Here is a 22,974-nt window from a genome sequence, read left to right on the forward strand (position 1 = left end):
AACTCTAATTTTCACTATTTTTAATGGAGGGTGGTGCTATTCTTATGTGGACGTTATGTCGGTTTTTAAGATCCGAAAAATATTTTTTATTGAGTGCATGGTAAAGTGAATGTTAAATGTACACGTTTACATTATTTGCTTGGTGTTATATATTGATAACACTTGATGAAACTACGGCTGACTAACAAAATTTATGGAAGAGGTTTACGCAATGAAAACTATTAATCTGGGGTTTATTTCAATAGTTTGTGGGATGTTAATTGTTGCTACAGCTTGCTCTGACAGCAAGAAATTATCTGAGCTTGGAGCAAAAAGCGAAAACTCAGTTACAAATGTTATTCCTGAACATAGCGAACCAGTGCGTAAACAGAAAAACATCATTTTTATTCTTGCTGACGATATGGGTTATGGTGATCTTGGCGTATATGGGCAAACCAAGATCGAAACACCTAATCTAGATCAATTGGCAAAAGAGGGAATTTTATTCTCTCAATTTTATTCAGGTGCAACCGTATGTGCACCGTCAAGATCTGTGTTGATGACAGGTCAACATTTGGGGCATACCCCGATACGAGGGAATGGCAGAGTAGAAATGCCGCTACTACCCGAAGATGAAACCGTTGCAGAAGTGTTAAAGTCGGCGGGTTACCACACTGGGATCATTGGTAAATGGGGCTTAGGTGATGAAGGGAGTACCGGATTACCGAACAAGCAAGGTTTTGACTATTTTTATGGATACACTAATCAAGTACACGCGCACAATCATTATCCTGAATGGCTATGGCGTAACGATGAAAAGGTATATTTAGCCAATAAAACTGAACCTACACCGATTATTTATAGCGACTTTATTGCTGGAGTCACTAAACCCGAAAATAGAAAGGAGTATGCGGGTGATTTGTTCTTTGAAGAGTCTGAGGCTTTCATAAAAGACAATGCTGATAAGCCATTTTTCTTGTATTTATCACTTATTCAACCTCACGCAAATAATGAATCCGATCATTACGATTGGGCTCATGGCATGGAAGTACCAAGTTACGGTATGTATGCAGACAAAGAATGGCCCGATACCGCGAAGGGCTATGCTGCAATGGTTGATCATATAGATCAAGGCGTAGGCAGAATTATGTATCAATTGCACGCATTGGGCATCGAGAACGACACAATTGTCATGTTTACATCTGACAACGGGCCGCATAGCGAAGGCGGAAATGATCCTGAATTTTTTGACTCCAATGGCCCATTGCGGGGACAAAAACGAGATTTATATGATGGAGGTATCAGAGTGCCTATGATTGCGTGGGGACCAGGCACCGTAATTAGTAATCACAAAACAGATCATATTGCGTACTTTGGCGATTTTATGGCAACGGCTGCAGATATTGCGGGCGTAAGTACACCGAAGAATACAGACAGTATTAGTTTTTTACCCACTATACTGGGCGAAGAAAATCAATCAATACATGAGTTCCTGTATTGGGAGTTTTATGAATGGGGGTCCGCACAAGCCATAAGGAAGAACAATTATAAAGCTGTACGTAAACCGATGTTTACTGGTCCAATCGAAATTTACGATGTTCAACATGATATTGGCGAAACGAATGATCTGGCCGCGCAACGACCTGACCTTGTCGCCGCTTTTGAGAAGTCGTTTACGGAAGCGCATGTATCAAACCCTAAGTGGTCAATTAAGTAGGGCTTTATCATGAAAAACTCTCTATGCCTTATATTGTTACTTTTAGCTACTGCGTGCACGAGCGCAGATACTCATACTCAAATAAGTGGTGGTAACGAAAAACAACAAACGTTTGCGTTTGAACGAAACATTCCTTTCGACTTCGATTGGCAATTTCACCTTGGTGATGTTTCCGCTGCTAAAGGCGCATATTTTGATGATAAAGCGTGGCAAACGGTCGACTTACCGCATGATTACAGTATTACCGGCGAGTACTCGCAAGCACACCCCGCTGGGTGGCGCGGTGGGTTTTTACCTACCGGGGTTGCGTGGTATCGAAAGAACCTTGAAATCCCAAGTGAGTGGAAAAACAAGCGAATAATTCTGCGTTTTGATGGTGTTTACCTTAACTCAGACGTGTGGGTCAACGGACAACATGTCGGTCATCGTCCAAATGGCTATGTGAGTTTTTCGTATGACATAACTAAATACTTAAAAGGTGTTTGGGGTAAACCCTTTGATTCAGCGCAAATTGCAGTGCGAGTTGATCACGAGCAAGCGCCAACCGGTCGCTGGTACACAGGCTCTGGAATATATCGCCACGTATGGTTAGATATTGTTGACCAAACATTCGTGCCTAAAGACGGCGTATTTGCCCGTACGGGCGAGGTCGACTTTGATAGTCAACAAGCGCAAGTCTTAGTAGACACGGAAGTTCATGGAGCCAAAGGTCAAGGACCTTTTCGTGTGCAGCAAAAGTTGTTTGACGCTGACGGTAAGTTAGTTGCCAATGCGTCTACCTTAGTCAATGAATCAAGTGAAGACGTCGCGCTGGACAAAACAGTGTTGAATGTGCGAGACGCAAAACTTTGGTCAACGACCGACCCATATTTATATTCGCTGCATACAGAGATTTTTAAGGGCGAACAACGCACTGATCTTAAAAAAACGCGCGTAGGAATTCGCACGATTGATTACACAGTAGACAAAGGCTTTTTACTTAATAATGAACCGTTGGAATTAGAAGGCATGTCTTTTCATCATGATGGCGGACCGGTTGGTGCTGCGGTGCCAGATGACATGTGGCGCAGGCGTTTAATGCAGCTAAAAGAGATGGGAATGAACTCTCTTCGTCCAGCACATACGCCGTTTGCGCCCATCTTTTACGATTTAGCGGATGAAATGGGATTCTTGGTCATGAACGAAGCGTTCGATGGTTGGGAAACCGAAAAAGCAGATTACGATTATGGGTTGTTTTTTGAACAATGGTGGCAAATTGATCTTGAGGCCATTATTAAACGAGACAGGAGTCACCCAAGCATAATAATGTGGAGCATTGGCAACGAGGTGATTCGCAAGACATCAGAAACTCAGGAAGAGCTGGTGAAATTTGTAAAAGCACTAGATGACACACGGCCAATAACACAAGGTCGAGGCTATATGCTGGGCTACGATGATATTGCCGGTTTTAACGGGCATGGAGAGTTTAAGGGGTTTTTAGAGGAATATCATGAAAAATACCCTAAGCGCACGATGGTCGGAACTGAAATTACGCATACCCTACAAACACGCGGTGTTTACAGAACGAAAACGGCCTACCGAACACGTGACAACCCTGCGCCTTGGGAAAAAGATGACCCTATAGGTAAGTGGAATAAAATTAAAGACAAGGTGTTTTTGGTTCCCGATTTGAGTGAACAAGAAGTGTTTCCAGAAGCAAGCAAGTTTTATGATTCGTCATACGACAATGCAATTGTGCGGATGAATATTCGTGATGAAATTAAGTTGTCTAAAAAGCTACCTTATTTGTTAGGGACGTATCGTTGGACGGCATTTGACTATTTAGGTGAGTCTTTTGGTTGGCCGGCGCGTACGGCAAACTTTGGGATCATTGATTTAGCTGGTTTTGAAAAGGATGGGTATTATTTGTATCAAAGCCAGTGGTCAGACAAACCAATGGTACACGTGCTGCCGCATTGGACGCATCCTGGCAAGGAAGGGGTAGAGATCCCCATGGTTGTATACACTAACTTAGATGAAGCCGAGATGTTTTTAAATGGAACGTCACTTGGTACTAAGGCGATGACAGATGATATGCAAATTGTTTGGCAAGTACCCTATACGCCCGGCGAGATTGAAGTAGTTGCCAGATCAAAGGCAACAGAATTACGAAAAGTTATACGTACCTCCGGCAAACCTAGTAGTGTGAATTTCTTCGCTGACAAGTCGACGATACAAGCGAATAAACGTGATGTTGTGCATGTTGCTGTAGATGTCATTGATAAGCACGGTGTTATGGTACCAAATGCTGATAGCCTGTTGAGTTTTTCATTAGAAGGCCCAGGAAAAATTATTGGTATCGAAAATGGCGATATTCTTGACCATAGCCATCATGTTGCACCAGAGAGGAGGGCTTTTAACGGTAAAGTTATGGTGTTGATTCAGGCGACAGATGAAGAAGGTGATATTCGCTTGTCGGCGACCAGTGACGGACTTGTTTCTAAGGCGATGATTATTCATAGCGTAAAGAACACTGCGCCAGCTACCTTAGATAATAGCAAACCTAAATTGATTGCTAATCATTAGTCGTCGTTGCTCAACAGAGTAGCGGCGTTAATCAGAATAGAACGTGCGTTTTAGTGTAGTCAAGAGTGGACGGTACAGGTCAAGGGTGAGTTGGCTTTACCGTTTACTCTTGCCCTTGATTTTAGTTGTGTCACGTAAATTTTTCGGGGGCAACGTTTGATGCTGTATTAGATTAAAACTTGTATGTGCGCGTAGCGATTAAAGCTGTTAACATTTAATTAACGGTCTAAGTTCGGTGAGTGAAGGAACCTCTTGAGAGGCTAGTGCTTAGTTGATTGATGCCGAAGAAAGATAAAGGAAATTTGTGAAGAAAGTCAATTGTGAAAATTCTATGTATTTTCTGAGTAAGGTATTGTTTCAGTCACTTCTGCTAATGTTGTGTTGCTTTTCTGCATTTGTAATAGCGAAAGACAATGTCGTTGATGGTAGTTCGAATCAGGTGCGTCCCAATTTTGTTTGGTTGGTGTCTGAGGATAACAATCGTGATTACATGCGTTTGTATAAAGAAGGTGGAGCAAGGATGCCAAATGTAGAACAATTGGCAGCGAATGGGCTTGTCTTTAATCAAGCATTCTCTAACTCCCCTGTATGTTCAACGGCCCGTACAACCCTCGCTTTAGGACTTTATCCTACTATGTTAGGTATGGGCTACCATCGACCTTATCAAACTGTTCCCCTGCCCGAAGGCGTTAAACCAATCAGTCAATGGATGACAGAGGCTGGCTACTACACTAGCAACAATGTAAAGGAAGATTATAACTTCGTAGAGCCAGATGGGCATTGGCATCGTTCTGCGGTGGGAGCAGATTGGCGTGGAAGAAAGGCAGAACAAGCCTTTTTTCATATGCAAAGCTGGAATACAACGCATGAACATAAACTGCATTTTCCGGTAACTGATGTCGGTAAGGTGGATACAAAATATGCCAGCGAAGATATGAAAGTTGCGCCAATTTACCCGAATACCAAAACGTTTAGATATACCAAAGCTCGTTACCTTGAACAGCATGAAAAAATTGATGCGCAGATTGGTGAGGTAATTGAAAAATTAAGAGACGATGGGGTACTAGAAGATACGTTTATTATGTATTTTGGTGATCATGGTGGCGTGTTACCGGGCACTAAAGGGTACATCAACGAACGAGGGCTTGCCGTTCCGTTGGTAGTGAGAGTGCCAAAGCACTTTGAACATCTAGTTCACAACGACTTTAGGGGAGGTAAAGGCCTACGGGTTGATGGTGTTGTTAGTTTTATCGATTTTGCGCCGACCTTATTACAACTGGCAGGCATAGATGCCGCTCAAAAACATATTGGTAAGCCATTTTTAGGCGATTCTATTTCCTTAGCTGCACTAAATAATAGAAATGAAACCTATGGTTTTGCCGACAGATTTGACGAAAAGTATGACATGGTTCGTAGTATCCGATTGGGACCATACAAATATGTCCGGCACTTTTTACCGTTTAATCCAGATGGACTTTATGCGCGTTATCGTTATAAACAGGCAGCATTTAACGAATGGTACGATATGTTTAAGCGGGGAAAGCTAAATGATGAACAATCGTCTTTTTTTAAAGTGAAGTCGGCAGAAGCTTTATACGACCTTGTGAACGACCCCTACGAAACCAATAATTTGGCGGATGACAGGGCGTATGCGAAAGAATTGATTACACTGCGTACAAAATTACATGAAAAATTGGCATCTTTACCTGATTTAGCCGTGCTTCCGGAAAAAGTGTTAATGGAAAATGTCGCGCAAATAGATTTTTCATATGCGCGTGAACAACAACCCTTGATCTCAGCGTTATTAGATATTGCACAATGGCAGCTACTGCCGTGGTCAGAGGTTGAGCATAAAATTAAACTCACGTTAGTGTCTGATAAACCTTGGCATCGTTATTGGGCGCTAAATGTTGCCTTGAGCTTTGGTAAGCAGGCTAAATCCATTTTGCCTTTAGCTAACTCTATCAGTCGGTTTGATTCAGAGCGCCTAAATCGTGGCCGAGCCCTACAATTACTGTCGGTGTTTGGTCAAGGTGATGTATCTGCACAATTTGAACGAATACTCGCAGCTGACAACAACACTATCGAAGACGTCTATTTGCTAAACATGGCAACGCAGATGAAACAAGTGCGTGGAATACCATTTGACCTCAGCATGAAGCCCAGTTGGCAGCAACCGCCAGCCGATATGAAAGACAAAGACCGGAAGTGGCGCTTAGAGAGTGTTCACAATTGGTTAGTCGACCGCATTGCATATCTTACGTCTAATTAAAGAAGTATGACAAATATCTTCACGTTTATTATTGAGCAAGGCTAACAACAATCTTACCTTGTTGTTTATTCGACTCCATATAGGCGTGAGCAGCGTGTATTTGCTCGAAGTCGAACACTTTATCAATCACTGGGCACAACTTTCCTGACGTGAAGAGTGGCATGAGTTTATCACTTGCTTGTCTTAGTCGTTCTTCATGTTTAGTTATTTCAAATAGGGTATAACCTTTAATGACTAACCCTTTTGCCAACGCTGTAAAAAGCGGGTAGGGTGTTGCATGGCTGTCAAGTGCGCCATATTCAATGATCACTGCTTTAGGTGCACATGCGTCAGCTAGTTGCGCTAGTAGTGGCCCACCAACCGGGTCAAATATAAGATTAGCCCCTTTGTTATGAGTTACCTTATTCACTTCGTCTACTAAATTTTGTTCATTAGTAGCAATAACGTGATCCGCACCCTGGGCTAACAAGAATGCATGTTTTGAAGTGTCTCTGCTTGTGGCTATGACTGTTGCGCCTAACGCTTTCGCAAGTTGTATTGCGGCAACACCTACACTGCTGCTGGCGGCAGTGATTATGATGCTTTGACCATGCGTAAGCTTTCCATAGGTAACCAAAGCACCGTAGGCGGTAATGTAAGACATCCAAATAGCTGCACCTTGAATATGATTAAATTGCGGCGGTTGTGCAATGATGGCAGCTTCAGGTACCAACGCATATTCGCCATAAACACCATACTGTCCCATTGAAAAGGCGGGAATTGTATTTACCATATCCCCTATTTTGTAGTGGGATACACGCTCGCCTATATCTTCAATAGTACCGGCAGCTTCATAGCCCAATGTTGATGGAAATACTGGTTGTTCAATGTATTGAGCTTCTCTAAACATTACTTCTGCGCGGTTTATGCCGATAGCGTTAACTTTAATGAGTACTTCGTTTCCTGTTGGTCTCGGCATACTTAAGGTATCGTATTGCAGTACGTCTTTGCTGCCTGCCTTGTGAAAACGAATTGCGTTGTAGGTGTTTTTTTTCATACGGTAAATTATCCTAATAAGTGAAATTGACTATTCATCGCTTGGTCTCGAATAGCGATGATGCCTTGATAATCGTGGCTGTTATACCAAGCCTCGGCGCTCCCCTTGTCTGGAAACTGAATAATTACTTTGGTGGTAAAGTCGTTACCGCCGTGCAATACCGTAATGGGAGATTTGGCAATAAATTCGCCTTTATATTCGGCGATGCTTTTTGCTGCAAGCGCGCTGTATTGAGCCAGCTTCTCGGCGTCATTTACGTTTAAATCAACGACAACATATGCGGTCATATTTTTTCCTTAATGCAATTTCAATGGAATGAAAAGCATAAATTAGGGAGTTAATGTGTACAATAGATTTAAAATTAACTAATTGTTTTGTTTTATGCACAATATAAAGTTGCTCCCTTCCTTGTTAATATTTGTTGATGTAGCAAGGTGTCGTTCATTCACAAAAGCCGCAGAGCTGAACCATCTCAGTAAGTCAGCGGTCAGTCAGCACATTAAACGCTTGGAGTTGCATATTGGTCGACAGTTACTATCTAGGCATACTCGCGGTATGCTATTGACCGATATTGGGGAAAGCTTGTTGCGCCAATGCGAATTATTAAAGTCACAGGTAGATGGCGCCCTCGACACGCTCGATTCAAGTAAAAACACCCCCTCTGGTGATTTTTCTATCACTATCCCAAATTCATTAGAAAAAAACATTGTGATGCCTGCACTAACGCAGTTGTGTGCTGAATATCCTCTTATAGAACCACGTTTGATTGTGACAGACGAGCCGCTAGATCTAGTTGGGAACAAACTCGATGTAAGTATTTATGGTGGCGATTTAAAGGACTCTAACTATAGAGCATTGCCTATAGGCTCAGCGACGGAAGTATTTTGCGCTGCCCCTAGCTATTTGGCGAACAAACCATCAATAAACAGTATCGCTGAGCTTAAGGCGCATAAATTTGTGTGTACGTCGTGGCAAAGTAATCATTTTACCTTATACAAAGACAAGGATTATGAAGATAAATTGACGACGCAATTACGCTTATCGTTTCAGACAAATACTTTGTCTAGCGCGATAGAGTTTGTTTGCCGTGGGATTGGCTTGGCGTTATTGCCTAAGTTTTCACTGCAAGACGAAATACTCAATAACCGCTTGAGTATCGTTTTACCCCACTATACTGGCAGGGAGTGGCCATTTCATTTGGTGCATCGTTTCCAAGGAGATAAGCCTGTGCATGTGTCTCGCTTTTATCAGCTGGTCAAACATTATTTTAATCGAGCGTTGAACCATTGATACTTAAAGCTTTCCTCGTAACTGGTTAGTTGAGAATCGCTATTTATCCGTATTTATTTATTTATCCGCGCTAGGTGTTATCCACGCTAAGTGTCCACGCCTATGAGGAAAGACAGAACAGATGTACGCACCTGTCTTAACAGACGCTTTTTGTGTCGCGTACCGTTAATGTTCTTTATAGCGTTAGGTAAATTAACGCTATAAACGCTACGACAATTTGAGAATTAAGGACATTAGCATGACTGAGTTGCCGATTATCGCCAAGTTACATTTGTACGCAGGTCTTATTACTATGGCGGCAGGATTTATCGCCATTCTTGCACCAAAGGGAAAGTTTATTCATAGATGGATAGGTAGAATCTTCCTCTTTACAATGGGAGCCTTGTGCCTCAGTGGTTTTTACTTGAGTATTACACGTTCATTACAGCTGACGTTTTTTCTTGCGTTTTTTTCCGCTTACCTATTATTCACGGGCTGGTATACGATGGCTCGACGGTCTTCTGAAGCTAACCTTATCGACAAAATAGGTTTTGCGCTTGTCACTTTCGGTGTTTTATTGTCCGGCGGCATAGCCACTGCGGGCATCGTTTATGACCTGCCTAGCCCTGCCACAGAGCCGCCTTATCAAGGCTACTATGTTTTTACTGGATTTGCGTTAATCTTGGCTGTCGGTGATTATCTGTATATATGGAAAAATAACGGCACGCGTGTTTCAAAGTTGATACGCCACTTATGGCGAATGATGTTCTCTTTGCTCATTGCCACATTCATCTTTGTCGGCGGAAATACGCATGTTCTTCCAGAGGCATTGCGCAAAGATTGGATACTATCAATGCCAGTGATTGCCATTATTATCGCAATGGTTTTTTGGGTATTTCGTGTTAAAAAATCCAGACAATCATTTACGCGTTAATGTTGCCACACGCCACCCGAAAAAGGGAAGCGAGGTGTTACCTTGCTTTCTTTTTTCATTATATTATTCGCTTGTGCTACTAGTTCAGGGTGTTTATTTGCAAGATCCTTCTTTTCACTTAGGTCTCTCGACAAGTCGTATAGCTCGGTTTTTAATTTGTCCGCATACCTAATTGCTTTCCACTTGCCTAAGCGAACGGCCTGTCTAAAGCCATTGACAGATTCACCTTCTTGTATTTCCCAGTAAATAAATTGGTGTTTATCTTGTGCTTCCTTAAACAACAAAGGCGCGAAAGAAATACCATCGTTTATAGGTGCGTTTGTGCTGGCTAAATCAGCCAACGTCGGCATTATGTCGTAAAATGCCGCCATATGCTTAGTTTCGCCTGCTTCTATCTTTCCTTGCCAATAGGCGATTGCAGGTATTCTAACACCGCCTTCATATACATCTCGTTTATATCCTTTTAAGCCGCCTGAACTATCAAAAAAGTGTCTGTCATGATGGTTTTCGGCATGAGGGCCGTTGTCTGAGGTAAATAGTATAAATGTGTTGTCTAATTCACCATCCGCTTCTAATTTATCTAGTAATCGCTGTATTTGCTCATCTAGCATGGTGATTCTAGCTGCGTGGCGACGCTCTATTTCTGGCCATTCTTTTGCGTGTTCTTTGTATAAATCGTTTTTTCTCAGAAAGAATTCATGGGCGTGTGGTGAACGATAACTCATATAGAGGAAAAACGGTTTGTCGTCAGATTTTTTGTTTAAAAAATCGATAGCATAGTCTGTACGAAACTCATCTAAACAAGAATATTCATTGTAATCGTAAAATGCTGAGCTCTTTTTACCATTGTTAAACAGCCAATGTTCTCTTTCGTCATAGATCATACCGTTAGCCGATTTACCCCACTGTTCTTGGACGGCATAGTCAAACCCTCTGTTATGCGCCCAAGTACTCTCGTCTTCTGGAATGTCTAAATGCCATTTACCTACCATTGCTGTTTGATAACCTGCATTTTGCAACATTTCTGCGATTGTGGTTTCTGATTTTTTTAGGGGGATACGCCCCCATTTTCCGTCGGGTGTATAGCCTTTATTTCCTCTAATAGACAAATTACCAGTATGTCTCCCTGTCATGAGTACAGCACGAGAGGGCGCACAAACAGAAGTACCTGCATAAAAATCCGTAAATTTAATTCCATTCTTAGCGAGTTTGTCGATATTCGGCGTTTTTATTTGTGTTTGCCCATAACTGGACAATTCACCGTAGCCCATGTCATCCGCTAACAGAATAACAATATTGGGTGCTTTTGTTTGGGTATCATGATTGGCACCTTCTACCTTAGCGTTTACGTCAATAGCGATGTGACATAACACAAAAATTAAAGAGTAGATGGTAAAAAACTTCATATATGCAAAACCCATTCAAAAATGAAAACACTTCAAAGTATAGATGTAAACGTTATCATTTTGAAGCAATAAATTATACTCGTACTTTATTGTTGTTTCATGGGAGTGTATTAACTATTTTGCGCACCCTTTACTTCCTGTTGGAAGTGAAATCAAACCGACATTCTTTATCAGCATGTCCAATTTTCCTTCAGTGGCAATTTTAAAAATATCGGTAATTTGTGAGTAGTCAAAGTCGCCGCCCTTAGCGAAGCAATTTAGAGGCACGGTTAACATTTTCCATTCATCACTCGGTAGGCGCTTTAAAATATGTTTAATGGCAAATTTTTCCTCGCATTTGTTGCTGTTTTTGCAACGCATTGTCAGTGCCACATCTTTACTGGGGTTGCGTAATTTCTTCACTTGAAACGCAATAGCTGCGTTGTCAACTATAGTAGATAGGTCAATTTTATTGCCACTTAATGTAACGAATGACTGATTGAGTGTGTTTCCTCCCCACTGGTTTTTAACGACTTTACCTCGCCATTTTAAATGCATTGCACCTTCTTCATCTTCACTGGGCGAGACAACGAGATTTCCCTTCGCCGTTTCAGCGCGACCTTCGGCAACTGGTATGGACCAATTTAGCGCATTACCAATGGACATTTTCCAAGGTTTTACTATTTCGCCATTAACGATATAATTTATCATTGAATTCGTATTTGCTTGTGCGTTCGCTGCGGCAGAGAGGCAAGCAAATAGTAAGATTGTTGACAATTTCATTTTTATTCCTCCAAAAATATGACTATACTTCTGTAAACGTTAAGATATGAATTACATTTTAAAATGTAAATTATTTGTAACATATGTCAAGTTTTTGTAATTTATGACAACCTTGAATTGTAATTTCAAACAATAATTCTGAACGATTGGAATTATATTTTCATATAGAATGATCGACTTCATATTTAATAATAAGCACAGGGAGACAATTTAATACAATGGCAACGATTAAAGATGTAGCGCGTTTGGCTGGCGTTTCTACTGCAACCGTTTCTCGTGTTGTACATGGTTTAGATTTGGTAAGTGATAAAGCGAGAATAAAGGTACAGAAAGCAATTGCAGAATTAAACTATCGGCCAAATACTAATGCAAGAGCCTTAAAAAGTCGGAAAGCAGAATTAATTGGTATGGTGACTCCTAATTTATCTGCCCCCTTTTTTGGCGCACTTGCATCTGGCATCGAAGAGGCTGCACGCAAACATAACTATAAAGTGATGATGCGTAACTCATTGTATGAAACCGAAACTGAAATAGAAGCCATTGAATCCTTGCGAGAGCATGGTTGTCAAAATATCATATTGCATAGTGATTTTTCTGATGATGAAACGTTAACACGCTTGGCGGAAGAATTTTCTGGCTTAGTTATCGTAAATAGATTTATTCCGGCCATCGCAAATCGCTGTGTATGGTTGGATAACCAAACTGGCGGCCGTATGATGGCTGAGTACTTGTTACGAAGTGGCCATACGGATATTGCATTCATTTCTAGTACATATAAAAACCGAGATCCCGTTGATCGCCTTAAAGGTTCGCAACAGGTGCTAATGGAGAATGGCCTAAATGTGCCAGATTCTCGTGTAATATTGACGGACCCGGATATTCAAGGGGCTAAAAGTGCAACAAAAGCCTTGATAGATTCTGGAGCGAAGGTAAGTGCCATTGTTGCGTATAACGATATGATGGCGGTGGGTGTTATGAATGCCTTACAAGAAGCCGGTATTCAAGTTCCTGAAGAAGTGTCGGTTATGGGCTTTGATGATTTATTCATATGTTTGGCTTGTCATCCACATCTTACGACAATGAAGTATCCTGTTGCTGAAATGGGTGCGTATGCTACCTCGTTAACGATAGAATTGACGAATAAGCCCGACACTGTCCCAAGTCGTACACATTTATTCATGCCTGAATTAGTCGCTCGCGAATCTGTCTTAGATTTAGGCGAGGGTATTGCTAAGAATAAGGGCGATGACTCAAGTGCATCTAGCATTGCGAGCTGAGTTCTATGCTAAACAATGTTCTTGTGCCGCATTTATTGCGGCTTTTTAATTTTTATTGTCTTGATTTTTTAAATGTTAACGTTTACATTTTGTGTAACTTAATTATGCATATTGATCTTCTAGATGTTAAAACAATTTCAAGTAGGGGGGCGTGATGTCCCCTTTTCGCCCGTTCTTATGCCTTTATTTATTGCAGTTTTATGCATACTTTTGCTGTTTGTAGAGGGATGCGTCTCATACGACATAGAAGAAAAGGCAACATCGAGTTATACGCGAACTACACAAAATAGTATTGGCTTAGTCAGTCCTTCAAATATTGTATCGGCCAGAGTTTTCACTAACGAATTAGGGCAACTAAAATATGCGACGTTCTATAAGAACGCGCCGGTTGTTTTGCCTTCTTCTCTCGGTATCACGATAGACGGTGTAGCATTAGGAGATGGTGTAAAGTTGGGTGATATTACTGAAGTTAGTGTTGATGATACCTATGAAACAAGAGGTAACGATGCGATTGCACGCAACCACTATATTGAATATATAATTCAGCTAGCGCATCTTAGTTCGAATCGAAAGTATAGCATTGCGTTTAGACTTTATGATGATGGTATTGCATATCGTTATCTCGTGCCCGCAATAGATACTACGCAATTAGTCACTGGCGAAGCGTCGAGTTGGGTCATGCCCGATAATTCCAAAGCATGGTTTTTTGAAAGAGACAGTGATTGGAAGTTAATGTCATATGCTGGGTGGTGGAAGCAAGCTGAGATCAATCAGATGCCAACGATTTCAAAGCAGGGACCAGTGCAAGGGACACCAATTGTGTTTCAGCTAGGTGATCCTAAAGTATATGCGGTGGCGACAAAAGCGGCGTTATACAATTATAGCGGTATGCGGTTAAAAGCGATGGGTGATAACACGTTTACGGCGAATTTTACCGAGGGTGAAAAAGGCTTTGTTATCGATGGCGAGGTTATAACGCCGTGGCGTGTAACCATGCTTGCCGAATCGTTAAATTCCTTAGTGAATAGCGATCTGATTGAAAATCTGAATCCCGCGCCAGACGCAGAATTGTTTGCCGATACCGATTATATCAAGCCGGGTAGAAGTGTTTGGAGTTGGATGAGTATTCGTTTGGGTACAATCCAAGATCAATATGATTATGTTGATAAAGCTGCAGCACTTGGCTTCGAATATAGTTTGATTGACGACGGCTGGAAAGAATGGCCCTCGCCTTGGAAAACACTCGAAGATATTGCCGGTTATGCAAACGATAAAGGTGTACAGATATGGGTGTGGGTGCATTCTAAAGATATTAATAATCCAGCTGATGACTATCAGCAGATGCAAGATTACCTAGATAAAGTAAAAGCGTCAGGGGCTATTGGCGTTAAAACAGATTTTATGAATAGCGAAGCTAAGGCATTGATTGATTTTGAAATAAATTTTCTTGAAAAGTCAGCAGAGCGGAAGTTGTTGGTGAATTTTCACGGTAGCCACTCAGCTACGGGTGAAAGTAGGACATATCCGAATGAAATGACGAGAGAAGGTATTCGTGGAATTGAAGTTAATATGCATGAAAATCAACACTTACCGCCTTCTCACAACGTTACATTGCCATTTACTCGTTTTTTAGTCGGGCATGGTGACTATACGCCAGTGTATTATACCAATCCTGGTCCTACATCGCTAACACATCAATTAGCAACACCGATCGTCTTTTACTCCCCCGTTCAGGTATACGCCGAAAGTCCCGACATTTTGCAAAATCACCCCGAAATGCAAAAAACTCTGTCGGTGTTGAAGGATATTCCAACGGTATGGGACGAAACTATTGTCCTTGAGGAAAGTGAGCTAGGGCAAGTTGCAGCGTTTGCTAGACGCTCCGGAAATCGCTGGTTCATTGGCGTTTTAAATAACGAGTCGCCTCGGAATATCGAATTGTCATTGTCATTTTTAGATGATGGGAAATATATAGCTGACATTGTTGAAGATGACTTAGCGCGTGCCCCCTTAAATGTAAAAGGATTGAATAAATTAGCCATAAACTATCTAGCAGAGCATGAAAGTACAATACAATTTAGCCTTACTCAGCGGCAAGTAAGGAGTAGCGATATATTGTCGATTAATATGACCAGTGGCGGAGGGTACGTCGCTGTGTTGTCTCAGTTATGATTTGTGGTTTACTGCCCAATAATAATCGTTTATGCGGTGTTAACCACCTGTTTTTATTTATATTAATAGGCGTTGCGCTGCTAAATGTTAGTGCTTGTGAGCATGTTGATGAGGGGAGTCGTGAATATTCACTAATTTCTAAACATCAGGCAATAGATACAAAAAAGTCCCTGCATAAAAAAACGCGTCCGAATATCGTATGGCTAGTCTCCGAAGATAATTCACCCAGTTATTTACGGCTTTATGACCCAATTAAGGGGGCAAAAACGCCTAACATCGAAGCATTAGCGCAAGACGGTCTTGTGTTTCTAAACGCGTTTTCAAATTCGCCTGTATGCTCTACCGCAAGGAGCACCTTAGCGTTGGGTATGTATCCTCCCGAATCTGGCACTATGCATCATAGAGCTTTTGTTCCAGCGGAACTGCCAAAACAAATGAAAAGTGTTTACGCGTATCTAAAGGACAATGGATATTACGTTAGCAATGACGTAAAAACGGATTTTAATTTCACAAGTATTAACGATAGACATTTTTCACTAAGTAAAGAGGGCGCTCATTGGCGAGGACGTGACGGTAAACAAGCTTTTTTTCATGTTAAGAGTTTTAAGGTTACACATGAAAGTGGTTTAATGTTTTCTGAAAGCGACATATCAAAAAATCCAACAATTCATAACTCTGATACCGTGCAATTGGCACCTTATCACCCAGACACACCACTTTTTAAATATATGCATGCCAAATATTTGGACGCTCACGTAACACTTGATGAGCAGGTTGGCGAAGTGATTCAACAACTTGCGGACGATGGCGAGTTGGAAAATACCTTCATATTTTATTTTGCAGACCACGGCGGCGTGTTACCAGGCTCTAAAAGTTTTGCGACGGAAACGGGTTTACGGGTGCCTTTAGTTGTGCGTTTACCTAAGAATTTTCGACATTTATGGCCCAATGGGTATTCAGAAGGTGAAATGGTGAAGGGGTTTATCAACTTTATTGATTTTGCACCGACAGTGATAAGCCTGTCCGGGTTACCAAGTTTACCTCAACATCACGGCTCATCCTTTCTAGGGAATAAGGTTGATAAAGCTGATGTTGAAAAGCGTGATTCTACATTCGGATTTGCTGATAGATTTGGCGAAAGATTGGATTTAGTCCGAACTATTCGAGTTGGAGATATGAAATATGTCCGTAACTACCTCCCACATTTACCTGCCGGCTTGCAGCAAGACTATCGCTATAAGAATATTGCTTACCGTCAATGGAGAGAACTCTACAAAAAAGGTAAATTGAACCGAGTGCAGGAACGTTTTTATCAAGCAAGGCCTGTGGAGGCACTATATAACGTAAAACGAGACCCTTATGAGCTAAACAATTTGGTTTTGGACGTTAACTATGAACAAGATTTACAAGTACTACGTAATACCTTATTTGAACATCAAGCGAATATGCCTGATATGGGGTTTATGCCAGAATCTCAGTTGTTTGAACAAGGGAAAGATATAATTGCTTATGGTTCGCGCAAGAGAGCAGAAATAGGCGCATTACTAAAAATTGCCAATTGGGCATTGCTGCCATACGAAGAGGCACGCCCCGCGTTGTCTGATGTTTTGCAAAGTGGGACTATACTAGAAAAAAATTGGGCGCTAATTTCATTTACGCAATTTGGCGACCTTGCCGCTGATATGTCAGATGAACTCATTAATGTATTAGAAAATGATACATCTATGCTGGTAAAAGCAAGAGCATTAGAAGTGTTAGTTCGCTCTGGCGCTATTGTCAAGTACGCGTGGATAAAGCCAATTGAGCGTATGATTGAGATTTTAACATTAGTTGAAAGTTCGCTTGAGCGCCTAGAAATTATGAATATTGCTGCCGGTTTGAAAGACGCTTTTGGTTACTCTTTTTCCTTTTCATGGCAACCGCACTGGGAAGATGTCCCTGCCATACGACATCTTGACGTTTCCAAAAAAACGATGCTAATCCATTCAATGAAAGTTCGGCATCGCTATTTACAACCCGAATTTGTATATCACCGCTAAAGATTAATTCTCTTATGCCGGAACCAAGAAGCCAAAAAGCCATGAAGCGTCAAATCATTGGTATCGGCATAAGAGCAGCTAAACTGACAACGTTAAATACTAATTGCCGGCGGTTTTTATCATTATGGCATCTAAAACTTTTTGATAATGCGCAACTTTATCCACGTGTTGGTCGGAAAGATCGACTTGTTCGGCGATATCATTTTTTAAGTTGTACAATTGAGCACTGGTTTTTAAGCCTGACTCTATGCCTTTTCTTGTGATCCACGGATGCGTTTTTTCTTCTGGCGCGATGTATTTCCATTGGTTGTGCCGTAAAGAAAAGGTCGCTGATTGCTGCAATAAATATTCTCTTCCTGAAACTGTATGATCAAGCCAAGCGTTTAAATGATTTTCGCTATCGATTGGAGAAGCATCGATGTCTATTTCACTGTAACGTGACGCAAGTGCACCTAAAGATGCATACAAATCGACTTGAGACATAAGGCTATGGCTTACGCCAGGCTTAACTTCATTGGGGTAATGAAGTATTGTAGGTACTCGCGTTCCAGCTTCAAAGGCACTGTATTTCCCACCTCTTAATGGACCTGCTGGCTTATGATTACCAATGAGTGCTACCGCATCATCTTCATAACCATCATTTAAAACTGGCCCATTATCGCTTGTAAATACAATGATTGTATTATCTAACTGTCCAGTCTTACGAAGGTAATCAACAATTTCACCGGTAATAAAGTCCACTTGCGTAATTGCGTCACCGCGAGGCCCCATGTCGGTACTACCCACAAATTTGGCGTTTGGTAAGCGAGGAACATGTATGTCATGGAAAGAAAAGAACAAGAAGAATGGTTTTTCATCTTGAGATGAAATAAATTGCGTTGCTTTGTCAGTAAACACACGGTAAAAGTCTTCATCAATCCATTCTGCACTTTTGCCACCTTCCATAAAGCCAATGCGGCTAATACCATTTATTATGGTATCACTATGTTGAGGATCTGCCTGTTGACGCAAAAGTTCGGGGTTTTCGGTGCCAGTTGGGCGCATGCCAACCTTTTGTTGATAGCTTACAGTTAATGGGTCGTTTTTAGTGTCAAGATTCTCCACATAACCGTTCTCAACGTATACACTCGGCACTCTATCACCCGTTGCTGGTAGCAAATAACTATAGTTAAAGCCTATTTGGTTAGGTCCCGGTTTTATTTCTTCGTTCCAGTTGAGCGCCGTGTCACCTGTGCCTAACCCTAAATGCCATTTACCAACAACACCAGTCACATATCCATGCTGTTGCAACAGACTCGGCAGCGTCGTTTGGTTTTCGTTTATGATAAGTGGCGCATCGCCAGGTAAAACAGATGCATTATTTCTAAACGCATATTCACCTGTTAATAAAGAGTACCTTGATGGCGTGCACGTTGCCGAAGATGCGTGCGCATCAGTAAAACGAATGCCATTCGCAGCCAATTGATCAATATTGGGTGTGGCGACGCGAGTCGCACCATAAGAACTAAGATCACCGTAGCCTAAATCATCGACGTAAAAAATTAGGATGTTAGGCGGCTGTTTAGCTGGCTCTTCAGTCTTACTTGTTTCTTCCAATTTAGTCTGTGTGCATGCAGTTAGTATGCTTATAGACATTAATCCCATGCACAATATACGTATTTTCATTGACTATTTCTCTTTAGTTATTAGTGTTTGACAATGTAAATTCATAGCTATATTTACCCGCTGAAATTTTGTATTTATCAATGGGTGCAGCTTTTTCACTCCATGAATCAATACCACCTACACCAGCCTGTATGAGATCAATGTTAAGGGTGAATGTCTCTTCTTCATTGAGTTCATATGGATGCGTGGCGTCGTCTATCGCTTGTGCAGAATATGGCCAAACTGACATACTCAGTGCTTGTTCCCCCTGTATTTTCAAACCGATATCATTATTCTTAAGGCTTAACCATCGCACACCTGTTCGGTTACTGCTTTCTTGTGGACGCGTATACTGATAGAAAAAGTCACTGACCTTTCCTGCATATTCACCCACTTCTGCGGCTTCATTACGGTCAATATAGTTTTCGAAGGGGCCTTTGCCATAGAAGGTCATTTCATCTAGCGTTTTGCTTACTTTTGTCGTCATTCCTACGCGCAATAAACTCGGTAAAGATGGCGCTGCATCAAGGCTAACGGCAACGTTTATTTTGGCGTCGGCGTATAAAGTATAGGTAGTAGATACGTTGAGTTTTTCACCTTTAGTATGCTGCGTAGTAACAACTACCTTGTTAGGTGCTTCCGTTACTTCAAAGCTTTCTAAGGTAAGCCCTTGAGACGCTTCGTACCAAAATTGTTTGTTTGGCAGTGTACGCCAACCTAAACGGTCATTGTCTGTTTGTGGCCGCCAAAAATTGTGCATGAGCGCGTCTTCAATAAAGGCTTGTTTGTCTGACGCATAGCGCGTTAAATAGCCAGTCGATGTATCAAAGATAAAGGAATGCCCATTGGCTCTAAATGCTTCTGTATTGCCTTGAGTTGCTCTTGCAATATTGCCTGTTGGTTCTGGCATTTTTTTCGCTGGTTTACCGAAGGGGAGTGCTATTTGCTCTTTTGCTAGTTCAAACCCTTTGTTTGCCCACAACGCGTCCTGCGAAAGGTGTAAGCTCAGCCGCAACCAATATTCTTTTCCAGCAACAATATTGGGCATCGTATAAGGAATAGTAAGTCTTTTGGATTCGGAGGGAGCCACATCAACAGAGGGTAAGATCCCCTGTTGAAGTTGTTTCCCATCTTCAGATAAGGCCCAACGTATTTCGTATTTATTCAGGTTGTCAAAGAAGAAACGGTTTGTTAGTGACACTTCATCAGCGGTGCCTTTTCTCAAAGAAAATGTTGCCGGTTGAAACACATATTTTGCCTCAAGTATCTGAGGTTTAGGTTGGCGATATGAATCAATAATACCGTTTAAACAAAAGTTTGACGCATTAGGCGTGTCACCAAAGTCTCCACCATATGCTAGGTATGTCTGCCCCTCAGCATTTTGCGTCTCAATGCCTTGGTCAATCCAGTCCCAAATATAACCGCCAATTAAGTTTGGTCGTTCACGGATCATGTCCCAATATTCACTCATGTTCCCAAGCGAGTTACCCATAGCATGCGCGTATTCGCACATCAATATTGGTCTATCGATAAATGGACTGTCAGCCAAACCTTGCAGTTCCTCTAACGAGGGATACATTCTACTTATGACATCAACAAAATGCGGATCTGTTGGATTTGCCTGAGGTGTGTGGCGTAGCGCTCGTTCTTCTTTTGTTGGGTATTGAGAAGAGTAGGGAATGTATTCTGGGTGTTGAGGATCGCCCTGTGCGCCTTCATAATGTACAAAACGTAAGGGGTCGATGTCTATTAGCCAGCCGGCAATTGCTGCGAAATTAGGACCTGTACCCGATTCATTACCCATTGACCAAGAGATAATTGAGGGATGGTTTTTGTCTCGCTCAACCATGCGCGTATTTCGGGACATCATACTGTAATTCCACTCAGGTAGGTTTGCTAGCAATCCGCCAACACCATGAGATTCTACATTTGCCTCGTCCATGACATAAAGACCATATTCATCTGCTAATTCATAAAAATAAGGGTCATTTGGGTAATGAGAGGTTCTAACTGAGTTAAAATTAAACTGCTTTAGCAGCTTAACATCATCTAAAATATCTTCACGGCTTAAGGCTTTGCCTCTTTTCGCATCATGGTCGTGACGATTGACGCCAATTATTTCTACGCTTTTTCCGTTAACAAGTAGTTCGCCGTCGCTTGAAAACGTGATATCTCTAAATCCAACACGCGTACTTCGAGTTTCAACAAGCTCGCCACTAGGATTAGTTAACGAGAGTACTAATGTATATAAATAGGGGGTTTCTGATGTCCATAGTTTTGGATTTTCAACCGTTGTTGATAACCAATCAAAGCGCATTGTATCTCGTTGAGGGTATTTTAATTGTGTGACTTTGGGGGCGGCTACTTCCATCATTTCGTGATTTACTTTTAGCCCATCTGCATCAAATAATTGGCCTGCTATTTTCCAACCTTTTAAATCAACACCATCTACATTCATTAGTTCTGGATTAATTTGCAACTTACCAATGTCATAGTCGTGGTTTAATAGCGTACGGACGTGAAAATCATTTAATGCTACTTTAGGTTGTGCCATAACGTAGACTTCGCGATGAATTCCGCTAATGCGCCAATGGTCTTGGTCTTCTAAATAGCTACCATCGCTCCAGCGAAATACTTGCACTGCGAGTTGGTTTTTGCCCTCTTTGATATAATCGGTGATATCAAATTCGGATGGCAAACGGCTGCCTTGTGCATAGCCCACTTTTTTTCCATTTACCCACACATAGTATGCAGACGTAACACCACCAAAATGCAAGATTATCTGTTCGTCTTTCCATTCGCTTGGCAGTGTAAATGTTTTTAAGTATGAACCCACTGGATTGTCGCGAGTGATTTTAGGTATTTGAATATCCGTGGGATCATCAAACATTGGATAAACTGAATTGGTGTAAATGGGTGTCCCGTACCCATGTAGTTCCCAGTTTGATGGTACAGGAATAGACTGCCATGTTGAATCATCAAAATTGACGTCATAAAAGGTGAGCGGACGCTCTTCGCTTTTACTAGAAAAGTGAAATTTCCAATCCCCATTGAGTAATTGTATGTCGGCTTGTGTTCGGTCTCTATTCTTGGCCTCCTGTACAGTATCAAATGAATACGACGTTGCTCTTGCTGGGAGTCTATTAATCTCAATGACTTGTGGGTTTTCCCAATCGTTAATGTTTGCTGCTTGCAGTGGGGGAGAGATGAACTGAAGTGAAAGTAATCCTATTGTACTGACGCTCAATATGCTGATATGCTTTTTATACGCTAAACTCCTTTTGACTGCTGTATTTGCATTAGAAAGTCTGTTTAGCCCTAACATTTTTCCACGTTTCAGCTCGTTATCCATATGTGTTTTCACCCTAAATACCTAAATAATTTACATATTAAAAATAGATTTCATATATAATTTAATGTAACCTATTTACAATTTAACAACAATCTATTTTTGTCATTTATACATCAACATTAAAGCACAACTGCGATAGAAATGATTATTTTGTCCCGAGTGGGGATTAACTTATTAGAGGAATGATATGGGTGATACTCAACGCTTTTGCCTTGCATTAGACTTACAAAACGAACCAGCACTAATCCGACAATACAAGGAATATCATCAGCCTGAAAATGCGTGGCCTCAAATTACAACAAATATGAAGGATTTAGGTATTGTCGATATGGAAATTTACCATATTGCCGATCGCCTATTTATGATTATGGAAACCACACTGGACTTTGATCCAAATGCCTTGCCAAAAACACAAGTTGGCCGGGATAAATCTGAAGAATGGGAAGCGTTAATGTGGAAATTTCAAAAGCCATTGCCTTGTGCAAAAGAGGGCGAGAAATGGGTGAAAATGGATAAGATTTACGATCTTAAGCTCGCACGTTAAGTCACT

At 41.4% G+C, this 22,974-nt stretch carries 15 protein-coding genes; 9 read left to right on the forward strand and 6 right to left on the reverse strand.

Features of this window, described 5'->3' with window-relative positions; genetic code table 11:
- The first annotated feature begins 211 nt into the window (after window positions 1-211).
- From QQK00_RS03700 to QQK00_RS03710, 3 genes are all read left to right on the forward strand, one after another.
- Window positions 212-1,696 (forward strand): arylsulfatase, encoded by a 1,485-nt coding sequence (locus QQK00_RS03700; RefSeq protein WP_284216126.1) that lies wholly within the window; start codon window positions 212-214, stop codon window positions 1,694-1,696.
- 9 nt (window positions 1,697-1,705) lie between these two features.
- Window positions 1,706-4,261, forward strand: coding sequence for a glycoside hydrolase family 2 TIM barrel-domain containing protein (locus QQK00_RS03705; RefSeq protein WP_284216127.1), 2,556 nt, complete (start codon window positions 1,706-1,708; stop codon window positions 4,259-4,261).
- Between the two features lie 304 nt (window positions 4,262-4,565).
- Complete coding sequence (locus tag QQK00_RS03710) at window positions 4,566-6,533, forward strand: sulfatase family protein (RefSeq protein WP_284216128.1); 1,968 nt, start codon at window positions 4,566-4,568, stop codon at window positions 6,531-6,533.
- A 28-nt stretch (window positions 6,534-6,561) separates the two neighbouring features.
- On the opposite strand, the gene QQK00_RS03715 is transcribed toward QQK00_RS03710, so the two are convergent.
- On the reverse strand, window positions 6,562-7,569 hold the full coding sequence (locus QQK00_RS03715) for a zinc-dependent alcohol dehydrogenase family protein (protein WP_284216129.1): 1,008 nt from the start codon (window positions 7,567-7,569) through the stop codon (window positions 6,562-6,564).
- A gap of 8 nt (window positions 7,570-7,577) precedes the next feature.
- The gene (locus QQK00_RS03720) at window positions 7,578-7,856 is read right to left on the reverse strand and encodes a DUF1330 domain-containing protein (RefSeq protein ID WP_284216130.1); all 279 of its coding nucleotides are present in this window, start codon (window positions 7,854-7,856) and stop codon (window positions 7,578-7,580) included.
- Between the two features lie 94 nt (window positions 7,857-7,950).
- Between QQK00_RS03720 and QQK00_RS03725 the strand changes: the two genes are divergently transcribed.
- Both QQK00_RS03725 and QQK00_RS03730 read left to right on the forward strand, forming a co-directional pair.
- Window positions 7,951-8,859 carry a LysR family transcriptional regulator gene (locus QQK00_RS03725; RefSeq protein WP_284216131.1) on the forward strand — a complete coding sequence of 303 codons (909 nt, stop codon included), beginning with the start codon at window positions 7,951-7,953 and terminating at the stop codon, window positions 8,857-8,859.
- A gap of 238 nt (window positions 8,860-9,097) precedes the next feature.
- A complete protein-coding gene (locus QQK00_RS03730) occupies window positions 9,098-9,772 on the forward strand; it encodes a DUF2306 domain-containing protein (RefSeq protein ID WP_284216132.1) in 675 nt (224 codons plus the stop codon).
- Here the strand turns inward: QQK00_RS03730 and QQK00_RS03735 are convergent.
- Window positions 9,769-11,178, reverse strand: coding sequence for a sulfatase-like hydrolase/transferase (locus QQK00_RS03735; protein ID WP_284216133.1), 1,410 nt, complete (start codon window positions 11,176-11,178; stop codon window positions 9,769-9,771). The genes QQK00_RS03730 and QQK00_RS03735 overlap by 4 nt on opposite strands.
- 114 nt (window positions 11,179-11,292) lie before the next feature.
- Window positions 11,293-11,940 carry a putative glycoside hydrolase gene (locus tag QQK00_RS03740; RefSeq protein ID WP_284216134.1) on the reverse strand — a complete coding sequence of 216 codons (648 nt, stop codon included), beginning with the start codon at window positions 11,938-11,940 and terminating at the stop codon, window positions 11,293-11,295.
- Between the two features lie 218 nt (window positions 11,941-12,158).
- Here QQK00_RS03740 and QQK00_RS03745 point away from each other — a divergent pair, with 218 nt between their 5' ends.
- The 3 genes from QQK00_RS03745 (at window position 12,159) to QQK00_RS03755 (ending at window position 17,428) form a co-directional block, all read left to right on the forward strand.
- The gene (locus tag QQK00_RS03745; protein ID WP_284216135.1) at window positions 12,159-13,217 is read left to right on the forward strand and encodes a LacI family DNA-binding transcriptional regulator; all 1,059 of its coding nucleotides are present in this window, start codon (window positions 12,159-12,161) and stop codon (window positions 13,215-13,217) included.
- A 123-nt stretch (window positions 13,218-13,340) separates the two neighbouring features.
- Window positions 13,341-15,389 carry a glycoside hydrolase family 97 protein gene (locus QQK00_RS03750; protein WP_284216137.1) on the forward strand — a complete coding sequence of 683 codons (2,049 nt, stop codon included), beginning with the start codon at window positions 13,341-13,343 and terminating at the stop codon, window positions 15,387-15,389.
- A complete protein-coding gene (locus QQK00_RS03755) occupies window positions 15,386-17,428 on the forward strand; it encodes a sulfatase family protein (protein WP_284216138.1) in 2,043 nt (680 codons plus the stop codon). The genes QQK00_RS03750 and QQK00_RS03755 overlap by 4 nt, the downstream gene beginning before the upstream one ends.
- Before the next feature lie 99 nt (window positions 17,429-17,527).
- Here QQK00_RS03755 and QQK00_RS03760 read toward each other — a convergent pair whose 3' ends face one another.
- On the reverse strand, window positions 17,528-19,093 hold the full coding sequence (locus QQK00_RS03760; RefSeq protein WP_284216139.1) for a sulfatase family protein: 1,566 nt from the start codon (window positions 19,091-19,093) through the stop codon (window positions 17,528-17,530).
- Window positions 19,094-19,106: 13 nt separating this feature from the next.
- On the reverse strand, window positions 19,107-22,424 hold the full coding sequence (locus QQK00_RS03765; protein ID WP_284216140.1) for a glycoside hydrolase family 2 TIM barrel-domain containing protein: 3,318 nt from the start codon (window positions 22,422-22,424) through the stop codon (window positions 19,107-19,109).
- 187 nt (window positions 22,425-22,611) lie between these two features.
- Between QQK00_RS03765 and QQK00_RS03770 the strand changes: the two genes are divergently transcribed.
- Window positions 22,612-22,968: an L-rhamnose mutarotase gene (locus QQK00_RS03770; RefSeq protein ID WP_284216141.1), complete on the forward strand. Its 357-nt coding sequence runs from the start codon at window positions 22,612-22,614 to the stop codon at window positions 22,966-22,968.
- The last annotated feature ends 6 nt before the right edge of the window (window positions 22,969-22,974 follow it).

Origin of the sequence: Agaribacter marinus, assembly GCF_030160655.1 — a bacterium.
GTDB lineage: Bacteria > Pseudomonadota > Gammaproteobacteria > Enterobacterales > Alteromonadaceae > Glaciecola > Glaciecola marina.

Coding starts and splice junctions, on each gene's coding strand:
- QQK00_RS03700 (WP_284216126.1), top strand. CDS start 212: ATGAAAACTATTAATCTGGGGTTTATTTCAATAGTTTGTGGGATGTTA.
- QQK00_RS03705 (WP_284216127.1), top strand. CDS start 1,706: ATGAAAAACTCTCTATGCCTTATATTGTTACTTTTAGCTACTGCGTGC.
- QQK00_RS03715 (WP_284216129.1), bottom strand. CDS start 7,569: ATGAAAAAAAACACCTACAACGCAATTCGTTTTCACAAGGCAGGCAGC.
- QQK00_RS03720 (WP_284216130.1), bottom strand. CDS start 7,856: ATGACCGCATATGTTGTCGTTGATTTAAACGTAAATGACGCCGAGAAG.
- QQK00_RS03725 (WP_284216131.1), top strand. CDS start 7,951: ATGCACAATATAAAGTTGCTCCCTTCCTTGTTAATATTTGTTGATGTA.
- QQK00_RS03730 (WP_284216132.1), top strand. CDS start 9,098: ATGACTGAGTTGCCGATTATCGCCAAGTTACATTTGTACGCAGGTCTT.
- QQK00_RS03735 (WP_284216133.1), bottom strand. CDS start 11,178: ATGAAGTTTTTTACCATCTACTCTTTAATTTTTGTGTTATGTCACATC.
- QQK00_RS03740 (WP_284216134.1), bottom strand. CDS start 11,940: ATGAAATTGTCAACAATCTTACTATTTGCTTGCCTCTCTGCCGCAGCG.
- QQK00_RS03745 (WP_284216135.1), top strand. CDS start 12,159: ATGGCAACGATTAAAGATGTAGCGCGTTTGGCTGGCGTTTCTACTGCA.
- QQK00_RS03750 (WP_284216137.1), top strand. CDS start 13,341: ATGTTAAAACAATTTCAAGTAGGGGGGCGTGATGTCCCCTTTTCGCCC.
- QQK00_RS03755 (WP_284216138.1), top strand. CDS start 15,386: ATGATTTGTGGTTTACTGCCCAATAATAATCGTTTATGCGGTGTTAAC.
- QQK00_RS03760 (WP_284216139.1), bottom strand. CDS start 19,093: ATGAAAATACGTATATTGTGCATGGGATTAATGTCTATAAGCATACTA.
- QQK00_RS03765 (WP_284216140.1), bottom strand. CDS start 22,424: ATGGATAACGAGCTGAAACGTGGAAAAATGTTAGGGCTAAACAGACTT.
- QQK00_RS03770 (WP_284216141.1), top strand. CDS start 22,612: ATGGGTGATACTCAACGCTTTTGCCTTGCATTAGACTTACAAAACGAA.